The sequence below is a fragment of the Pelosinus baikalensis genome, from assembly GCF_020819555.1.
Taxonomy (GTDB): domain Bacteria; phylum Bacillota; class Negativicutes; order DSM-13327; family DSM-13327; genus Pelosinus; species Pelosinus baikalensis.
Window position 1 is genome coordinate 1 of record NZ_JAJHJB010000034.1, and the last position, 15,719, is coordinate 15,719.

Below are 15,719 nucleotides of genomic sequence, written 5' to 3' on the forward strand. Positions count from 1 at the left end.
ATTGTGCCTTTGTGGTTCATAAAATCTCATCTTTTCCGCACCTAAAAACTTATACTTCTATGCTTATTAAAAAACCGAGATTATATTTTCATATAACCTCGGTTTTTAATAACATTATATAATTGTTCTATAAAACTTACCTTTGCTTGTCCATCTTAAGCGTACAGGGGATGTTTCTTACACAGTTCGCTGATTAGCTTCACTGCTTTTGCTTTCACAGCATCATCTGTAGGATGATTCAGCACCATGGCAATAATATCAGCCACGATCTCCATATCAGCTTCTTTCATACCGCGAGTCGTAAGTGCTGCTGTACCAATCCGAATGCCGCTTGTAATAAAAGGACTGGCTGGATCATAAGGAATCGCATTTTTATTTACAGTAACGCCTACTTCATCTAGTATTTTCTCGGCCTCTTTGCCAGTCATGCTCTGGGGACGTAAATCGACTAGCAATAAATGATTATCGGTACCACCTGAGACTAAGGTAAACCCTGCCTTTTTTAACCCCTCTGCTAGTGTCGCTGCATTTTTAACAATTTGCTGCTGATACACTTTAAATTCTTCTGATAAAGCCTCTTTAAAAGCAACAGCTTTTGCTGCAATGACATGCATCAAAGGTCCGCCCTGAATTCCCGGGAATATAGCTTTATCAACTTTAGCAGCCAATTCACTGCGGCACATAATCACGCCGCCGCGAGGCCCGCGTAAGGTTTTATGAGTCGTTGTTGTAATAATATCAGCATGTCCTACAGGAGTCGGATGCAGCCCTGCCGCTACCAAGCCAGCAATATGAGCCATGTCCACCATTAACATGGCCCCTACATCACGAGCAATCTTGCCGATACGTTCAAAATCAATAATCCGGGAATAAGCGCTGGCACCTGCAACAATCATTTTGGGACGGTGCTTTGCAGCAAGTTCTGCCACTTCATCATAATTAATTAAATGAGTTTGCGCATCTACACCATAAGGTACAATATTGAACCATTTGCCTGAGATGTTCACAGGACTGCCATGAGTCAAATGTCCGCCATGAGCTAGATTCATGCCCAGAATGGTGTCACCTGGCTGCAGAAACGCAAAATATACTGCAGTATTGGCTTGAGCACCGGAATGAGGCTGTACATTTGCATGTTCTACACCAAAAAGTTCTTTCACTCTGTCAATTGCCAGCTGTTCCACCACATCTACATGCTCACAGCCACCATAATAACGTTTTCCTGGATATCCTTCAGCATATTTATTCGTCAAGACGGATCCTTGAGCTTCCATGACTGCTTTACTAACAAAATTCTCAGAAGCAATCAATTCAAGCTTGTTTTCCTGACGCTGTCCTTCCAATTGAATAGCTTTAGCAATCTCTGGATCAAAATTAGTAAGTACACTCATTTTATTTCCCCCATATTTTTATTTATAGACAGACCGCGGACCACCAATCAGTTTTGGACGAGTGAGAGCTGCGGTCAAGAATGCTTTTCCAATATTCTTTAGCTGCAAACGCACTGGTACAGCTACTGCTTTTAAGTGCATACCAATCAAAGTATTGCCAATATCTAAACCAACATGGGCCTGAATATGCTCTACTACCACCGGACAGTCAAAAGAACTCATAGCCATAGCTGCTAATGCGCCTCCCGCTTTAGGAACAGGCATGACCATTACAGGCTCTAACCGATATGTTTCGGCAACGCACCTTTGCACCACCAATGCCCTATTTAAATGTTCACAGCACTGCACTGCTAAATGTACATCAAATTTTGCACAAACAGTCATTAGGCCGCTTAAAATAGCTTGGGCCACATCGGAAGACCCCGATGAACCAATTCGAGCGCCCATTACCTCGCTCGTACTACAACCAACGATCATAAGCTGCCCCGAAGCAGTTCCTGCTATTTGCAGCAACTCTGTAGCGGCTTCCATAGTCTGGCTTCGTATTTCCTCTATTTCGCTGCTCATGTCTTTCCCCCTAAGGATCATTATGATTCTAACTGAGAAATTTTTGCGACTCGATCACCATGACGACCACCGACAAAATCCGTTGCAAGCCAAGTTGAAACAATCATACGTGCCAATCCTGGTCCGATGACTCTCTCTCCCATTGCTAACACATTCGTATCATTATGTTCTCTAGTCATTTTAGCTGAAAAAACATCATGACAAAGAGCCGCCCGAATTCCTTTTATTTTATTTGCCGCAATGCTGATGCCAATGCCTGTACCACAAATCAAAATACCTCTAGTATATTGACCAGCCGCTACAGCTTCTCCCACTTTTTTTGCAATGTCAGGATAATCAACTGACGCTATGGAATGAGTTCCGAAATCTTCGAATGCAATGTTTTCTTCTGCTAATAATTTTTTAATCTCTTCCTTCAGCAGAAAACCACCATGATCACTACCAATTGCTACCAACATGTATAAACCTCCAGATTTTTTTTGCATGCAGAGTATCGATTCAGTCAAACACTCTCTTCGTCATTTTTTCTATACTCAACTCATTTTTCCTGCAAGTTCCAAGATTCTTCCCCAAGACTTTTCCAGAATCTTTTCTATTTCAACGGCACAGGCCTCATAAATAGCAGTATCTCCACCGTAAGGATCAGAGATATCTTTCTTTTCACCAGCAAACTCAGCCAATGTAAATACCTTATTCCATGCCTCAGGCATGATGGAAAGCACTGCTTCTTTATGACTGGTCGTCATGGTCAGCAACAAATCTGCCCTTACAATATCTTCTCTTGACAGACGACGGGAGCGGTGACCTAAGATATCAATTCCCCGCTGTTTCATGACACATTGTGCTCCCTTTGATGCCCGTCCCTCATTCCATGCGGCGATACCAGCAGACGCCACAGCAATCTGTTCCGCAACATTGCATTTTTCTATTTTGTCTTTTAGCAATACCTCTGCCATAGGGCTTCTACAAGTATTACCCGTACAAATAATTAATATCTGCAGCATTTTAATTTCCAACTGCCTTTCTGCTATATTATCGCACTACCTAACCAAGCTATTTTATTATCAATGCAGCATCGTCCATAGAATGTGCATCCCTAATAAAGCGAGTACAATTCCTCCGATACACTCCGCCTTGCCACCTATATAACGTCCTACTTTACGTCCTAAACTCAGCCCAAACAAGGCAATTAAAAAGATAACGCTTCCCAAAATAAAACTTAGCCTGACCAAATCAACATCCATCATACCCATACTAAATCCTGCGGCTAAGGCATCAATGCTTACGCTAGTTGCCAGCACCAACAAGGAAATACCTTGCAAGGGATGGGCTTTATTCTGATTTGGCTCAACAGCAAATAGGTTTTCTCTAATCATATATATACCCAAACCAATTAAAATCAATGCTCCTAAAATGCTGGCCCAATTTTCCATAACCAACAGAGGATATTCACTATGATAGCTGCCGAATCGTTCTACTACTGACCCCAGAAAATTACCAATATAATAACCTGTCAATATGAGAACAATATGAAATAAAGCAAAGACAACTGCTGCACGAAAGATAATCTTACGTCTCATAGGATTCATGCCAATAGGAACAGCCACTGAGAATAAATCTGTACCCAGGGCTGCACTTAACATCAATAATTCTAAACTCGTCATCAACCCCCACCTCCATTTATAATATATATGTGGGGGATATAGTGGATATGTTACCCTTTGATGATCCGATAGCCACTAGCCTTTCGCAGGCGATTCATGACTGCCAATCCTAAGCCCTCTTCGGAAATACCCTCTGCAAAAATCACATCCACAGAATGATCATCATAACTGCGTAGAGCCAGATATAAATTAGCAGCTATTTCTTCTACATTCTCCCGCATGCCATATACAAAAGGTATGGTGCCTATAGGCAATTTGTCAGCTGTCTGGGCAGAGATTAAGGCGCCCACTCTTTTTCCTTCTGCCAATGCTGCCGCAACTTCCTTTAAAAGCAATTCTAGCACTTGAGGGTATTCGCCTTCCACTAACACCATTGGTGCATCAGGAGCGTAATGAGTATATTTCATCCCCGGTGAGCGAGGTGCAAGTTCAAAACTCCCGCTAAGAATCGGGTCCATTTCTACTTCCCCTAATGTCTCCATCAGCATTTCCAAAGTGATGCCTCCCGGCCTTAGCAAGGTGGGCACTGGCGTTGTGCAATCGATAACCGTTGACTCCACTCCAATCTGACAATTGCCAGCATCCACTACAGCATCAATTTTGCCCTCCAGATCAACTAATACAGCTTGAGCATTAGTTGGACTCGGCCTTCCTGAAGTGTTTGCACTAGGCGCGGCAATCGGCGTACCCGCCAAAGCGATCAGCTCACGAGCAACAATAGAATCAGGCAGACGAATCCCTACAGTCTCTAACCCTCCAGTAACAATATCTGGCACAATTGCAGCTCTTCGAAATACAATGGTAAGAGGGCCTGGCCAATACGCATTCATCAAAACTTTCGCATTATTAGGAATATGGGCAGCAAGCTGTTTTAGTTCTTCTATGTGAGATATATGTAAGATTAAAGGATTATCTGAAGGTCTTCCCTTTGCTACATAAATATTGGCTACTGCCTTTTCATCCAGACCATTTGCACCTAACCCATAAACGGTTTCTGTCGGAAAAGCTACCAACTTGCCTTGTTTTAAGAGTTCCGCTGCCTGCCTTAGCACTCCCTGATCCGGCTTATCCTTATCCACTACAAAATATTCAGTATGCATAATAATCCCTACCTTTATGAAATAAAACATTTACTATACAAGGAAGAAAACACTAACGCATTCTTCAAAACATATAAACCGAATCGAACCACAAAGACGCAAAGGACACAAAGGGGTTATTTATATTTTTGCGTTCTCCTTTGCGTGCCACGATAGTGGCATTGCGTCTTTGTGGTTCATTCTCTTTTACACTCCTTCCAGCACCACAACACGCTCGATTCCGCCGTAGTCTTTTATGATGTCACTGACCTTATAATAGCCTGTTTTTTCTGCCATGTCAGCAACTAGCCGAGCTTGATCAATGCCAACCTCCATAGCAATGAAGCCATTGTCCGCTAGGTAGTTCCTGCCTTCTTGTACAATGCGGCGATAAAAATCCAAACCATCTTCACCGCCTGCCAAGGCTAAATTAGGTTCTTGCTGCACCTCAGGAGTAAGTCCCGGGATATCTCCTTCGGGGATATAAGGTGGATTTGATAAAATCGCTGTAAATTTTTGACCCTTAACCGGAATAAATAGATTTCCCTGATAAAAAGTCAGCCGTTGCTCTATTTGATGCTTGGCAGCATTTCTTTTAGCCACAATCAAAGCCTCTGGAGAAATATCTACAGTTGTCCCTCTCGCTGCTGGCAAGTTCTTCAACATGCTAATACAAATGGCACCACTTCCTGTGCCAAGATCTAAAATACAAGGTTCTTCCACTAGCGCAAGACGGCTTATCGCAGCCTCCACTAAAATTTCCGTATCAGGCCTCGGAATCAGCACTGCAGGCGTAACTTCAAAGTCTAACCCCATGAATTCCTTACTTCCAATAATATAGGCGACCGGCAAACGTGCAGCCCTTTGTTTCACAGCTGCGCGAAATGCAGCCAGCTCTTTATCCTCTAAAGGCTGATCAAAATGCACATATAAATACAATCTTTCTTTCTCTAGGATATGGGAAAGCAGTACTTCCGCATCAAGACGCGGATTTTCCACACCTTTATCCAAAAAGTACTGCCGAGTCCAATTTAAAATTGCCTGTACGGTCCAAACTTCTTTCTTATTTTCCATGTTATTCACCTTGCTGCATGCGCTGACTTTGATCTGTCGCTATCAAAGCATTAATGATTTCATCAATATCACCATTTAGGACAAAATCCAGTTTGTGCAAAGTTAATCCAATACGATGATCCGTTACCCTGCCTTGGGGGAAATTATAGGTACGAATGCGTTCACTACGGTCTCCTGTTCCCACCTGACTTTTCCGCGTTTCAGCCAGTTCAGCCCGATGTTCTTCTTCTGCTTTTTCTAATACCTTAGCACGCAGCACCCGCATAGCCTTGTCCTTATTTTTCAGCTGGGATTTCTCATCTTGACACTGTACAACAATGCCTGTAGGCAAATGCACAATCCGTACTGCAGATTCCGTTTTATTAACATGCTGACCACCTGCGCCGCTGGCACAGTAGGTATCAATTCGTAAATCATTTTGATTAATTACTACATCTACTTCTTCCGCTTCCGGCAATACAGCCACGGTTACCGTAGAAGTATGAATACGCCCGCCTGATTCTGTGGTAGGAACGCGTTGTACACGATGCACGCCACTTTCGAATTTCAAACGACTATAAGCACCATCACCATCAATGGTAAAAACAACTTCTTTAAAACCACCTAAATCAGGAGCATTGGCATCTAATAACTCCGTGCGCCATCCTTGGGTTTCTGCGTACCGAGTATACATGCGAAATAAATCACCAGCAAATAAAGCCGCCTCATCCCCGCCAGCGCCACCACGAATTTCCACAATTACACTCTTTTCATCATTTGGATCTTTAGGCAACAATAAAATACGTAATTCTTCACTCAGTACTTCATTCTGTGCTTTTAAGTCTGACAATTCTGCCGTAACCATTTGACGAAAATCACTGTCCAGCTTATCATTCAGCATTTCAAGGGCATCGGCAATACCTTGCTGAACCTCTTTGTATTCCCGAAATTTAGCCACGATAGGAAGCAATTTAGAATGGGCTTTCGTATGTTTTTGCCACTCTGCCATGTTGGCAATAACCGAAGGGTCACTAATTAAATTCTCCAATTCAAGCTGTCTATCTTCAATGGCCTGCAATTTATCCAGCATGGTCATTCTCCTCTAAAAACTTTTATTTTATATAAAATTAAAACCACGAAGGCGCAGAGAAAAAATATTTGAACCCTTTGTATTTCTTCGCGACCTTCGCGGTTCATTGCTTTTTTAAATAACGCTATCTATTCTATTGGTTCTATTAATTACATTTCTTCTATGGGACGAGCTGCTTCCAATGCTTTTATCGCGACTTCTAATTGATCATCGCTAGGTTCTCTAGTTGTTAGCTTTTGCAGCAATAAACCTGGCATAATAGCAATCCCCACCCAAGCGGCCTCACTCTTTCCTGCAAAACGAATAATCTCGTAGGCAAGACCTGCCACAAGTGGCATCAATATAATACGGGATACAATGCGAATCCACAAATCAGGCCAACCTAAAAAAGCGAACATAACAATACTTACGATCATTACGATAAATAAAAAGTTCGTACCGCAACGAGGATGCAACGTCGTATAGGTTCTAACATGCTCTACATCCAACGGTACCCCTGCCTCGTAAGCATGGATCGTTTTATGTTCCGCACCATGATATTCAAACACTCGGCGAATATCCTTCATCCTGGATATCCCAATTATATACACTAAAAAGATGGCTAAGCGCAGCACACCTTCCATTAGATTTAATAAACGAGGGTCCGTTATCGCACTATGAATATATTTGGCTGCATACGTTGGAATAATTACAAATAAAACAATGGCCAATCCCAAAGAAAACATCATGGTAACGGCAATTTCCTTATTTGATAATTCATCCCCTTCATCCCCAGCTGCCTGAGCAGAAAAAGATAAAGCCTTAAGACCCTGCACCAATGATTCAACCAATGCAACAACGCCCCGCAGCATCGGTTTTTTTAAAATGGGATACCGATCACTAACAGGTGTAAAAGCTTCCTGTTTTACAATAATTTCACCTGATGGTTCTCTGACCGCAGTAGCGATTATACCAGGTCCGCGCATCATTACACCTTCAATGACAGCTTGCCCACCAATACTAACTTTCGGTTTCATGGTATCCCTCCTTGTATTATTGTTTACATGCAGATGACAGATATAAATGTAGCAGAGCATTTCTGCTCTGCTACTCCGTTTTTAGGCCTGTTGACCGTAACGTTTATTGAATTTCTCAATACGTCCACCAGCAGTGATATTACGTTGCTGACCAGTAAAGAACGGATGGCATTTTGAGCAAACATCGATACGCAGTTCTTTTTTGATAGAACCAGTTACAAAAGTGTTGCCACAACCACACATTACTTTTGATTCACCATAATTTGGATGAATTTTATCTTTCATTTATTGCACCTCACTTTAAAGCACCTTGTAGCTTTTACCACATTATTATAGCATACCAATTTCTCCTAAGCAATATTGTTTTTCTGCTAATCACTTTAAATATTTTCCAAATCACTTCTAATTTCTGTTCGTTTTAAAAAAATAAAACATTTTGAACCGCAAAGTTGGAAAGAGCACGAAGAAATATATAATTTAAACCACAAAGACGCAGGACACAAAGGCCGCGGGCGGTGGCATTGTGTCTTTGCGGTTATCAAAATCTCATATTCTTTTATATAATTTTCAAAACAACATTCGTTCGTGATTGTTTTAGTTTATTTATGATTGACTTTTTGCAACGTTACTTTTATAATGAAATAAATCGAACATTACTGAAAATACAGTTTATTTGAAGAGGTGCGTATATGTTTGCTGAAGAAAGACGCAATAAAATTATACAAATGATCAAATCCGGGCAACCTGTTAAAGTAATTAACCTTAGCTCATTATTCGCTGTATCGGAAGCTACCATACGCCGCGACTTACAAGAACTTGAAAACTCAGGTTTTGTCCAACGAACCCATGGAGGTGCTGTTTCTTCCCAGTTAGGATCAGAGCTTAGTTTTCATGACCGGGAAGTATATTTCTTAGAGGAAAAGAGAGCTATCGCTGCTTTAGCCGCTAACATGGTACATGATGGTGAAACGATTTTATTAGATGCTGGTACAACCACTCGAGAAATTGCCCGAGCATTATGCGGAAAAAAATTAACGGTTGCAACAAACAGTATGGATGTGGCTTCTGTTTTTGCTGAGGAACCGGATATCGAGGTACTGTTATTAGGTGGTACTTGGCGAAAGTCCATTAATTCTCTCATTGGTCCACTTACCAATTCCATGCTCAAGCTCTTTTCCTTTGACAAAGTGTTTGTCGCCGCCAATGGAATCGACTGTACTTTAGGAGTCACAACAAAACATCTTGCGGAAGCAGAAACCAAAAGAGCGATGATTGCGGCCAGTCAATCTATTATATTAGTAGCAGATCATTCTAAATTTGAAAAAAGAACATTTTCTAAAATTTGCAATTTAGATGAATTATCTGCAATCATCACCGATAACAACATTAATAAAGATACCTTAGAAAGTCTGCGAAATTATACTCAGGTTATCATCCCTGAAAGCGCCAATTTAATAAAGGAGGTGAATCCCATTGAATAATACGCTCCCCATTGTAACCGTTACCTTAAATCCAGCCCTTGACCGCACCTTGCATCTGCCTAGCTTTACATTAGGAAAAGTAAACCGAGTGGATACGGAGCGTACAGACCCTGGGGGCAAAGGCATTAATGTAGCTAAGGTTATAACTGCCCTTGGACATCCTGTAGTTGTAACAGGATTTCTTGGAAAGAAAAATGCTTATACATTCCAAGACTATTTTAAACAGGAAAATATTGTTGACCGCTTCGTAGAAACCTTTGGAGAGAATCGCGAAAACATTAAAATCGTCGATACTACAACGGATGTGGTTAGTGAACTAAATTTCCCCGGCATGATCCCAACAGCAGCCGACTTGAAAAACCTACAAGACATTCTGCGCCAACTGGCTGTCAAACATAAATGGTTTGTACTTTCCGGCAGCCTGCCACTAACAGTCCCTACTGATATCTATGCAACATTCATCGAAATGCTGCATCAATATGATTGTAACGTTATATTAGATACCAGCGGCCCTGCCTTATCTGCAGGTATTGCTGCCAAACCTTTCGCAGTCAAACCCAATCTGCCGGAATTAAGCCAACTCATGCAGGCACCTATGGAATCTGATAAAGATATATTAGGAGCCGTAAAACAACTACTCCGTCAGGGAATCTCTCAAGTAGCAATTTCCCTAGGAGAAAAAGGTTCTTTAGTTGGTGATTGTCAGCAAATCCTAAGAGCTAAAGCCCCTGCGGTCCCTGTCAGCAGTACTGTAGGAGCTGGCGATGCTTTTGTTGCAGGCTTTAGCGTAGGGCAAGCACGCAGCTTATCTCTAGCCGACAGCATTCGTTTAGCATCCGCTGCTGCCAGTGCATCCGTGATACTTCCTGGCACGCAAGCAGCCTCTTTATCAGACGTAAATAAATTGATCAATAAAATAGAAATAGAAGAGTGGAGGTAATCAATTATGAATATACAAGAATTATTATCAGCCTCAAGAGTTAAATTCCATTTAACATCCAATAACAAATTGGACGTCATCAATGAACTTATTGAAGTTCTCAATCAAGATGGCAAGCTTTCAGATAAAGACAAATATACAGAAGCTGTGCTCCGTCGCGAGAAGGAATTTTCTACTGGAATCGGTATGGGAATTGCAATTCCTCATGCTAAAGACAGCAGCGTTAAAGAGGCGGCTTTAACACTAGGCATCTCAAAAGCGGGAATTGATTATGAAGCACTCGATGGCAGCCTAGCCCACATCTTTTTCCTAATTGCCGTCCCTGCTGAATCCAATGATGTCCACCTGAAAGTATTATCGTATATCTCTAGAAAACTCATGCATCAGGAAATCAGAGACCGTTTATTATCCGCCACCACTTACGAAGAAATATTAGCGGCCTTCAAAGACTAGACCAAACAAAAATCTGGTTTATAGCGGAGTTTTTCCACCAGACATAGCTCCGTTATAAACTCCTTATTTTCCCTAATATTATGAACAGAGGAGGATTGTATCATGAAATTATTAGCCATTACATCATGCCCAACAGGTATTGCCCATACCTATATGGCGGCGGAATCCCTGCAGATGGCTGCAAAAGCCATGGGAATCGAAATTAAGGTAGAAACAAGAGGCTCTGTGGGTGTAGAAAATGAAATTACCCCACAAGACATCAAAGAAGCTCATGCGCTTATCATTGCAGCAGATACCCAAGTCGACAAAGAACAATTCGCAGGATTACCTATTATCAACGCTCCTGTACAAGAAGCCATTAAAAATCCGAAAGGGCTCATTGAAAACGCGATTAACGCAAAAAAACTAAGCAACCCAGATGAGAAAATTATAGAGCCAAAAGCACCCGCGAAGACTAAGCAAAACGGCCTATACAAGCATCTTATGACTGGCGTTTCTTATATGATTCCCCTCGTATCCGCCGGCGGTTTAATTATTGCTTTATCTTTCATCTTCGGTATTGAGGCCTTTAAAGAAAAAGGGACATTAGCTGCAGCGTTAATGGATATTGGCGGTGGTGCTGCCTTTGCCCTCATGGTGCCACTATTAGCAGGTTTCATTGCCCACTCCATCGCCGACCGTCCTGGCCTGGTTCCCGGTCTTGTCGGGGGCATGCTGGCGACCCAAATCGGCTCTGGATTCCTTGGTGGCATTATCGCCGGTTTTTGCGCTGGTTATATTGCTTTATGGATTCGAAATTATGTAAAACTTCCTAAAAGCTTAGAAGGTTTAAAACCCGTGCTTATTATTCCTTTCTTCTCTACTCTACTGGTCGGACTTTTAATGGTTTATGTTATCGGCACACCTGTCAAAGCCATTATGGATCTCATGACACAAACATTAAAAGGCATGACTTCTGCCAATGCAGGATTCCTGGGACTTATCCTCGGTGGAATGATGGCCTTTGATATGGGTGGTCCTATCAATAAAGCTGCTTATGCCTTTGGCGTGGCTTTATTAAGCAGCAGCGTGTTTGAACCAATGGCTGCCATTATGGCTGCTGGCATGACACCTCCTTTAGGTTTGGCCTTAGCTACCATTCTGGCTAAAAACAAGTTTACGCTAGAAGAACAAGAGGCTGGCAAAGCAGCCTCTGTTATGGGCATATCATTTATTACAGAAGGTGCGATTCCCTTTGCTGCAGCAGATCCCTTCCGGGTTATTCCCGCAATTGTAGCTGGTTCTGCAATTACAGGGGCATTATCCATGCTGTTTAATTGTGCTTTACGCGCACCTCACGGTGGCATTTTTGTCCTCTTAATTCCAAACGCCGTAAGTAATCTCGGCATGTATGTTGCTGCCATTGCCATTGGAACGATTATCACGGCTCTTCTGATTATCCTCTTAAAAAAGAGTCCTGCTAAATAAGACTAATAATTTATATTCAAGTTTTTTGGACACAAAGACACAATGCCGCAGTAGCGGCATTGTGTCTTTGTGGTTCATAATTACTTATATTGTTCACTTATCAGCTTATAGGTAACGAAGCAGCCTTGTTTTCTGATCATTTATTATGCAAATTCATAGCCTTATTCATGCCTTGTTCAAGGATACTCTCCGTTGCATCAGCAGCCTTTTCAATGGCTGCTTTTAATAAGGACTTTTCTTCAGCAGTAAATGAACTCAGAACATAGTCCACTACCTGCCATCCTGCAGGAGGACGACCGATACCTACACGAACGCGGGGAAAAGAATCCTTACTTAAATGTGTTAATAAAGACTCAATGCCCCGATGCCCTCCTGAACCCCCTTTCATTCGTAAACGCAAGCGACCTGTAGGCAAATCCATATCATCAAAAATAATAATAATGTCTTCTACCGGAACCTTATACCAACGAGCCAGTTCTCCCACGGCCACGCCGCTTAAATTCATATATGTCTGAGGCTTAACCAGTAATATGGTGTCATTTCCTTTATATTCAGCAACCAATGCCTCTCTTTGATTTCTCCATCTATCAATACCTAAGCGCTGAGCCAATTCATCAACAACCATAAAACCTATATTATGGCGAGTTGCGCTATATTGTTGCCCTGGATTACCAAGGCCTACTACGATTTTCACCCTTTCACGTCCTCCGTTTTTTCCAGGATTTCATCTACAGTTACAAAGGTATACCCTTGTTCCGACAGAATTTGAATAATACGTCGCGCCGCTTCTACACTTTGTATACGAGAAGCCTGAGACGTTATACCATCTCCGTCATGCAGAAGAATAATGGAACCATTTTTTACTTTCTTTACAGTACGCTCCACAATAACATCCACTCCCGGATTGGTCCAATCACGACTCATAACAGACCACTCCACAACCTTCAAGTTACGTTCTGCCATCATCTCCATAACTACAGGATCACGAAAGCCATGAGGCGGTCTCATAAGGTGCGGTTTTATACCTGCAGCTGCTAGAATCGCCTTATTTGCATTATCGATTTCTTCTGCAATAACCTTGCGATTGGCTTTTAATAAGTCAATATGATGATAGGTATGATTTCCAATCTGGTGTCCCTCATCAGCAATACGCTTCACCAGTTCAGGATATTTATCAACATTTTGCCCAACTACGAAGAAAGTAGCAGGTACATGATATTCTTTTAGCACATCCAGTACTTGCTCTGTATATGGCGGGTACGGACCATCATCAAAAGTAAGGGCTACCACCTTCTGCGTAGTTTTAGTATTAGAAAACACTCTGCCAAACACATGATTTTCTGGCAGTACAGCACTCAACGTTAAAAAAATACCCGCCGTAATCCCCAGTATGGCTAAGCTCATTCCTATACGCATAGGCTTCTTTAAAACATTACGATAATCTAGCACTAAACCAGCTATTACGATTATGGTTAGTAGTCCCAGCATATTAATCAATCGTATATTTAGATCAAACATGATGACGCTCCATTTCTTTAAACATAATCAACCACTTGCCCTGAGAATCTTCTGTATAACCAGCAGGGATAAAACCCCATTTTTTATATAATGAAAGAGCAGCAACATTATTAGGCCGCACTTCCAAACGCACGAGGGTTGCCTTCTTTTGGTAGAAATATTTAATTGCTTTGTCTAAAAGCTTACCAGCCACCCCTTGCCCCCGAACCTCCTGTGCTACAGCAATGGATAAAATCCGAGCATTGGCCCTTTTCATAGGAGTTACAGCAGAAGAGAGAAAGGCTATTTTATTCATGACAATCACCTTCACAGGGTGCAAGCCGAAACCGTACTGTCCCGTTAGCCAGCGCCACGCCCATAGTAGCAAATGCCCTCTTGATAATGCCCTGAACCATAAATTCGATAATTGTGTGGGGGCGAAGCAGTAACCAACCACTTTTCCTGATAAAGTGCGAGCCACTAATGCAGCCTGGGGTTCTGCCTGGTATACTAATGTAAATACATCCTGCATGGCCTGTGGTTTTGGCAACTTTCCTCCGCAATGATGCCGTACACTCTCATCAAAACTTGCGGTAAATAAAGCTGCAATAGCTGATATATCAGCGACCCCAGCCTGCTCTATGCTTATTTCTCCATTTGCTCCCCACTGCTCCATTATCATCACCAACCTTACTGGAATTATATCATATGATAGACAGAGAAAAAACATCAGAAACAGATGTTGGAATATCTTACTTAACCTCAGGTGGGTGCTGAACAATAAGAAAAATACTTACACATCTTTAAAAACATAAAACGAATCGAACCACAAAGACGCAAAGGACACAAAGGGAGTTATTTATAATTTTTTGTGCACTCCTTTGCGTGCCGCGAGCGGCGGCATTGCGCCTTTGTGGTTCATAAATTCTTATATTTTCCACCTACGAAAATTATACTTTCTAAGCTATTAAAAAAGCAGGACGCATGATGCGCCCTGTTTCTTTGCAATATAGATTATTCGTCAAACATTCTACTTACTGGAAGTTCACCAAAAATCCTAAGAATGGCCTCACCCAAAAGAGGCGCAATCGATAATACCCTTATTTTTGCATTTTCTTTTTCTGGAGGTAAAGGAATCGTATTGGTAATTACAAGTTCTTTAATCGTGGATGCTTCAATGCGAGCTACAGCAGGATCACTTAAAACCCCATGTGTACAACAGGCATAGACTTCCTTTGCACCAAATTTGACTAATGCATTAGCACCCTCTGTCAAGGATCCAGCCGTATCTACAATATCATCAATCATAACAGCAGTTCTTCCTTCTACATTACCAATCAAATTCATGACTTCTGCTACACCAGGCATGGGGCGGCGCTTTTCAATAATTGCAATCGGTGCATGCAGTCGATCTGCTAATTGTCTCGCACGTGTAACGCCACCTAGATCCGGCGATACAACAATCAGATCATCTAAATTCTTAGAACGAACATAATCAGCTAATAAAGGCACACCAGGCATATGATCTACAGGAATATCAAAGAACCCCTGAATCTGCCCTGCATGCAAATCCACTGTCAAGACACGATTCACTCCAGCGGTCGTCAATAAATCCGCAATGAGTTTCGCAGAAATGGGTTCACGTCCCCGAGTTTTGCGATCTTGCCTCGCATAAGCATAATAAGGAATTACCGCCGTAACTGTACGCGCGGAAGCCCGTTTAGCAGCATCTACCATAATTAAAAGTTCCATCATGCTGTCATTCACAGGATTACAAGTAGGTTGCACAATAAATACATCTTTACCGCGCACACTCTCATCAATGATGACTTGCGTCTCTCCGTTGTTAAAATGCCCCACAAAAGCATTCCCCATAGTAAGACCCAAATGGTCAGCAATTTCCTTGGCCAACCCTGGATTGGCATTACCGGAAAAAATCCGCAATCTCTTCATATCTTCCATTGTAAAACGTTACCTCCTGATTATGCTTTTTGTCACAGATACATCTATCATAAACGCAT

18 protein-coding genes are annotated in these 15,719 nt (G+C 42.0%); 4 read left to right on the top strand and 14 right to left on the bottom strand.

Going from position 1 to position 15,719, the window contains the following annotated elements; translation table 11 throughout:
• Positions 1-155 precede the first annotated feature (155 nt).
• The 10 genes from glyA to rpmE form a co-directional block, all read right to left on the bottom strand.
• Entirely contained in the window at positions 156-1,391 is a 1,236-nt protein-coding gene (gene glyA / locus LMF89_RS19030; protein ID WP_229536461.1) for a serine hydroxymethyltransferase, read from the bottom strand.
• 18 nt (positions 1,392-1,409) lie between these two features.
• Positions 1,410-1,958: a TIGR01440 family protein gene (locus LMF89_RS19035; protein WP_229536462.1), complete on the bottom strand. Its 549-nt coding sequence runs from the start codon at positions 1,956-1,958 to the stop codon at positions 1,410-1,412.
• A 20-nt stretch (positions 1,959-1,978) separates the two neighbouring features.
• Positions 1,979-2,416, bottom strand: coding sequence for a ribose 5-phosphate isomerase B (gene rpiB, locus LMF89_RS19040; protein WP_229536463.1), 438 nt, complete (start codon positions 2,414-2,416; stop codon positions 1,979-1,981).
• Between the two features lie 75 nt (positions 2,417-2,491).
• The gene (locus LMF89_RS19045; protein ID WP_229536464.1) at positions 2,492-2,974 is read right to left on the bottom strand and encodes a low molecular weight protein arginine phosphatase; all 483 of its coding nucleotides are present in this window, start codon (positions 2,972-2,974) and stop codon (positions 2,492-2,494) included.
• 48 nt (positions 2,975-3,022) lie between these two features.
• The gene (locus tag LMF89_RS19050) at positions 3,023-3,622 is read right to left on the bottom strand and encodes a manganese efflux pump MntP (RefSeq protein ID WP_229536465.1); all 600 of its coding nucleotides are present in this window, start codon (positions 3,620-3,622) and stop codon (positions 3,023-3,025) included.
• Positions 3,623-3,672: 50 nt separating this feature from the next.
• Positions 3,673-4,722: an L-threonylcarbamoyladenylate synthase gene (locus LMF89_RS19055; protein WP_229536466.1), complete on the bottom strand. Its 1,050-nt coding sequence runs from the start codon at positions 4,720-4,722 to the stop codon at positions 3,673-3,675.
• 186 nt (positions 4,723-4,908) lie between these two features.
• On the bottom strand, positions 4,909-5,775 hold the full coding sequence (prmC, locus tag LMF89_RS19060; RefSeq protein WP_229536467.1) for a peptide chain release factor N(5)-glutamine methyltransferase: 867 nt from the start codon (positions 5,773-5,775) through the stop codon (positions 4,909-4,911).
• A gap of 1 nt (position 5,776) precedes the next feature.
• Positions 5,777-6,844 (bottom strand): peptide chain release factor 1, encoded by a 1,068-nt coding sequence (gene prfA / locus LMF89_RS19065; protein WP_229536468.1) that lies wholly within the window; start codon positions 6,842-6,844, stop codon positions 5,777-5,779.
• Between the two features lie 149 nt (positions 6,845-6,993).
• Positions 6,994-7,860: a DUF1385 domain-containing protein gene (locus LMF89_RS19070; protein WP_229536469.1), complete on the bottom strand. Its 867-nt coding sequence runs from the start codon at positions 7,858-7,860 to the stop codon at positions 6,994-6,996.
• An 81-nt stretch (positions 7,861-7,941) separates the two neighbouring features.
• Positions 7,942-8,145 carry a 50S ribosomal protein L31 gene (gene rpmE / locus LMF89_RS19075; RefSeq protein WP_007958807.1) on the bottom strand — a complete coding sequence of 68 codons (204 nt, stop codon included), beginning with the start codon at positions 8,143-8,145 and terminating at the stop codon, positions 7,942-7,944.
• 404 nt (positions 8,146-8,549) lie between these two features.
• Here rpmE and LMF89_RS19080 point away from each other — a divergent pair, with 404 nt between their 5' ends.
• The 4 genes from LMF89_RS19080 to LMF89_RS19095 all read left to right on the top strand — a co-directional run bounded on the left by LMF89_RS19080 (position 8,550) and on the right by LMF89_RS19095 (position 12,201).
• Complete coding sequence (locus LMF89_RS19080; protein ID WP_229536470.1) at positions 8,550-9,341, top strand: DeoR/GlpR family DNA-binding transcription regulator; 792 nt, start codon at positions 8,550-8,552, stop codon at positions 9,339-9,341.
• Entirely contained in the window at positions 9,334-10,281 is a 948-nt protein-coding gene (pfkB, locus tag LMF89_RS19085; protein WP_229536471.1) for a 1-phosphofructokinase, read from the top strand. The genes LMF89_RS19080 and pfkB overlap by 8 nt, the downstream gene beginning before the upstream one ends.
• A 6-nt stretch (positions 10,282-10,287) precedes the next feature.
• Positions 10,288-10,734: a PTS sugar transporter subunit IIA gene (locus LMF89_RS19090; RefSeq protein WP_229536472.1), complete on the top strand. Its 447-nt coding sequence runs from the start codon at positions 10,288-10,290 to the stop codon at positions 10,732-10,734.
• A 102-nt stretch (positions 10,735-10,836) separates the two neighbouring features.
• A complete protein-coding gene (locus LMF89_RS19095; RefSeq protein WP_229536473.1) occupies positions 10,837-12,201 on the top strand; it encodes a fructose-specific PTS transporter subunit EIIC in 1,365 nt (454 codons plus the stop codon).
• A gap of 136 nt (positions 12,202-12,337) precedes the next feature.
• Here LMF89_RS19095 and pth read toward each other — a convergent pair whose 3' ends face one another.
• From pth to LMF89_RS19115, 4 genes are all read right to left on the bottom strand, one after another.
• Entirely contained in the window at positions 12,338-12,895 is a 558-nt protein-coding gene (gene pth / locus LMF89_RS19100) for an aminoacyl-tRNA hydrolase (RefSeq protein WP_229536474.1), read from the bottom strand.
• Entirely contained in the window at positions 12,892-13,719 is an 828-nt protein-coding gene (locus LMF89_RS19105; protein ID WP_229536475.1) for a polysaccharide deacetylase family protein, read from the bottom strand. Before LMF89_RS19105 ends, pth begins: the two co-directional genes overlap by 4 nt.
• Positions 13,712-14,374: a GNAT family N-acetyltransferase gene (locus LMF89_RS19110; protein WP_229536476.1), complete on the bottom strand. Its 663-nt coding sequence runs from the start codon at positions 14,372-14,374 to the stop codon at positions 13,712-13,714. The genes LMF89_RS19105 and LMF89_RS19110 overlap by 8 nt, the downstream gene beginning before the upstream one ends.
• A gap of 338 nt (positions 14,375-14,712) precedes the next feature.
• Positions 14,713-15,660: a ribose-phosphate diphosphokinase gene (locus tag LMF89_RS19115; RefSeq protein ID WP_007958798.1), complete on the bottom strand. Its 948-nt coding sequence runs from the start codon at positions 15,658-15,660 to the stop codon at positions 14,713-14,715.
• Between the last annotated feature and the right edge of the window lie 59 nt (positions 15,661-15,719).

Bases quoted from the DNA above. Each gene is read 5' to 3' on its own strand.
- glyA (WP_229536461.1), bottom strand. From the start codon at position 1,391: ATGAGTGTACTTACTAATTTTGATCCAGAGATTGCTAAAGCTATTCAA.
- LMF89_RS19035 (WP_229536462.1), bottom strand. From the start codon at position 1,958: ATGAGCAGCGAAATAGAGGAAATACGAAGCCAGACTATGGAAGCCGCT.
- rpiB (WP_229536463.1), bottom strand. From the start codon at position 2,416: ATGTTGGTAGCAATTGGTAGTGATCATGGTGGTTTTCTGCTGAAGGAA.
- LMF89_RS19050 (WP_229536465.1), bottom strand. From the start codon at position 3,622: ATGACGAGTTTAGAATTATTGATGTTAAGTGCAGCCCTGGGTACAGAT.
- LMF89_RS19055 (WP_229536466.1), bottom strand. From the start codon at position 4,722: ATGCATACTGAATATTTTGTAGTGGATAAGGATAAGCCGGATCAGGGA.
- prmC (WP_229536467.1), bottom strand. From the start codon at position 5,775: ATGGAAAATAAGAAAGAAGTTTGGACCGTACAGGCAATTTTAAATTGG.
- prfA (WP_229536468.1), bottom strand. From the start codon at position 6,844: ATGCTGGATAAATTGCAGGCCATTGAAGATAGACAGCTTGAATTGGAG.
- LMF89_RS19070 (WP_229536469.1), bottom strand. From the start codon at position 7,860: ATGAAACCGAAAGTTAGTATTGGTGGGCAAGCTGTCATTGAAGGTGTA.
- rpmE (WP_007958807.1), bottom strand. From the start codon at position 8,145: ATGAAAGATAAAATTCATCCAAATTATGGTGAATCAAAAGTAATGTGT.
- LMF89_RS19080 (WP_229536470.1), top strand. From the start codon at position 8,550: ATGTTTGCTGAAGAAAGACGCAATAAAATTATACAAATGATCAAATCC.
- LMF89_RS19090 (WP_229536472.1), top strand. From the start codon at position 10,288: ATGAATATACAAGAATTATTATCAGCCTCAAGAGTTAAATTCCATTTA.
- LMF89_RS19095 (WP_229536473.1), top strand. From the start codon at position 10,837: ATGAAATTATTAGCCATTACATCATGCCCAACAGGTATTGCCCATACC.
- LMF89_RS19105 (WP_229536475.1), bottom strand. From the start codon at position 13,719: ATGTTTGATCTAAATATACGATTGATTAATATGCTGGGACTACTAACC.
- LMF89_RS19110 (WP_229536476.1), bottom strand. From the start codon at position 14,374: ATGGAGCAGTGGGGAGCAAATGGAGAAATAAGCATAGAGCAGGCTGGG.
- LMF89_RS19115 (WP_007958798.1), bottom strand. From the start codon at position 15,660: ATGGAAGATATGAAGAGATTGCGGATTTTTTCCGGTAATGCCAATCCA.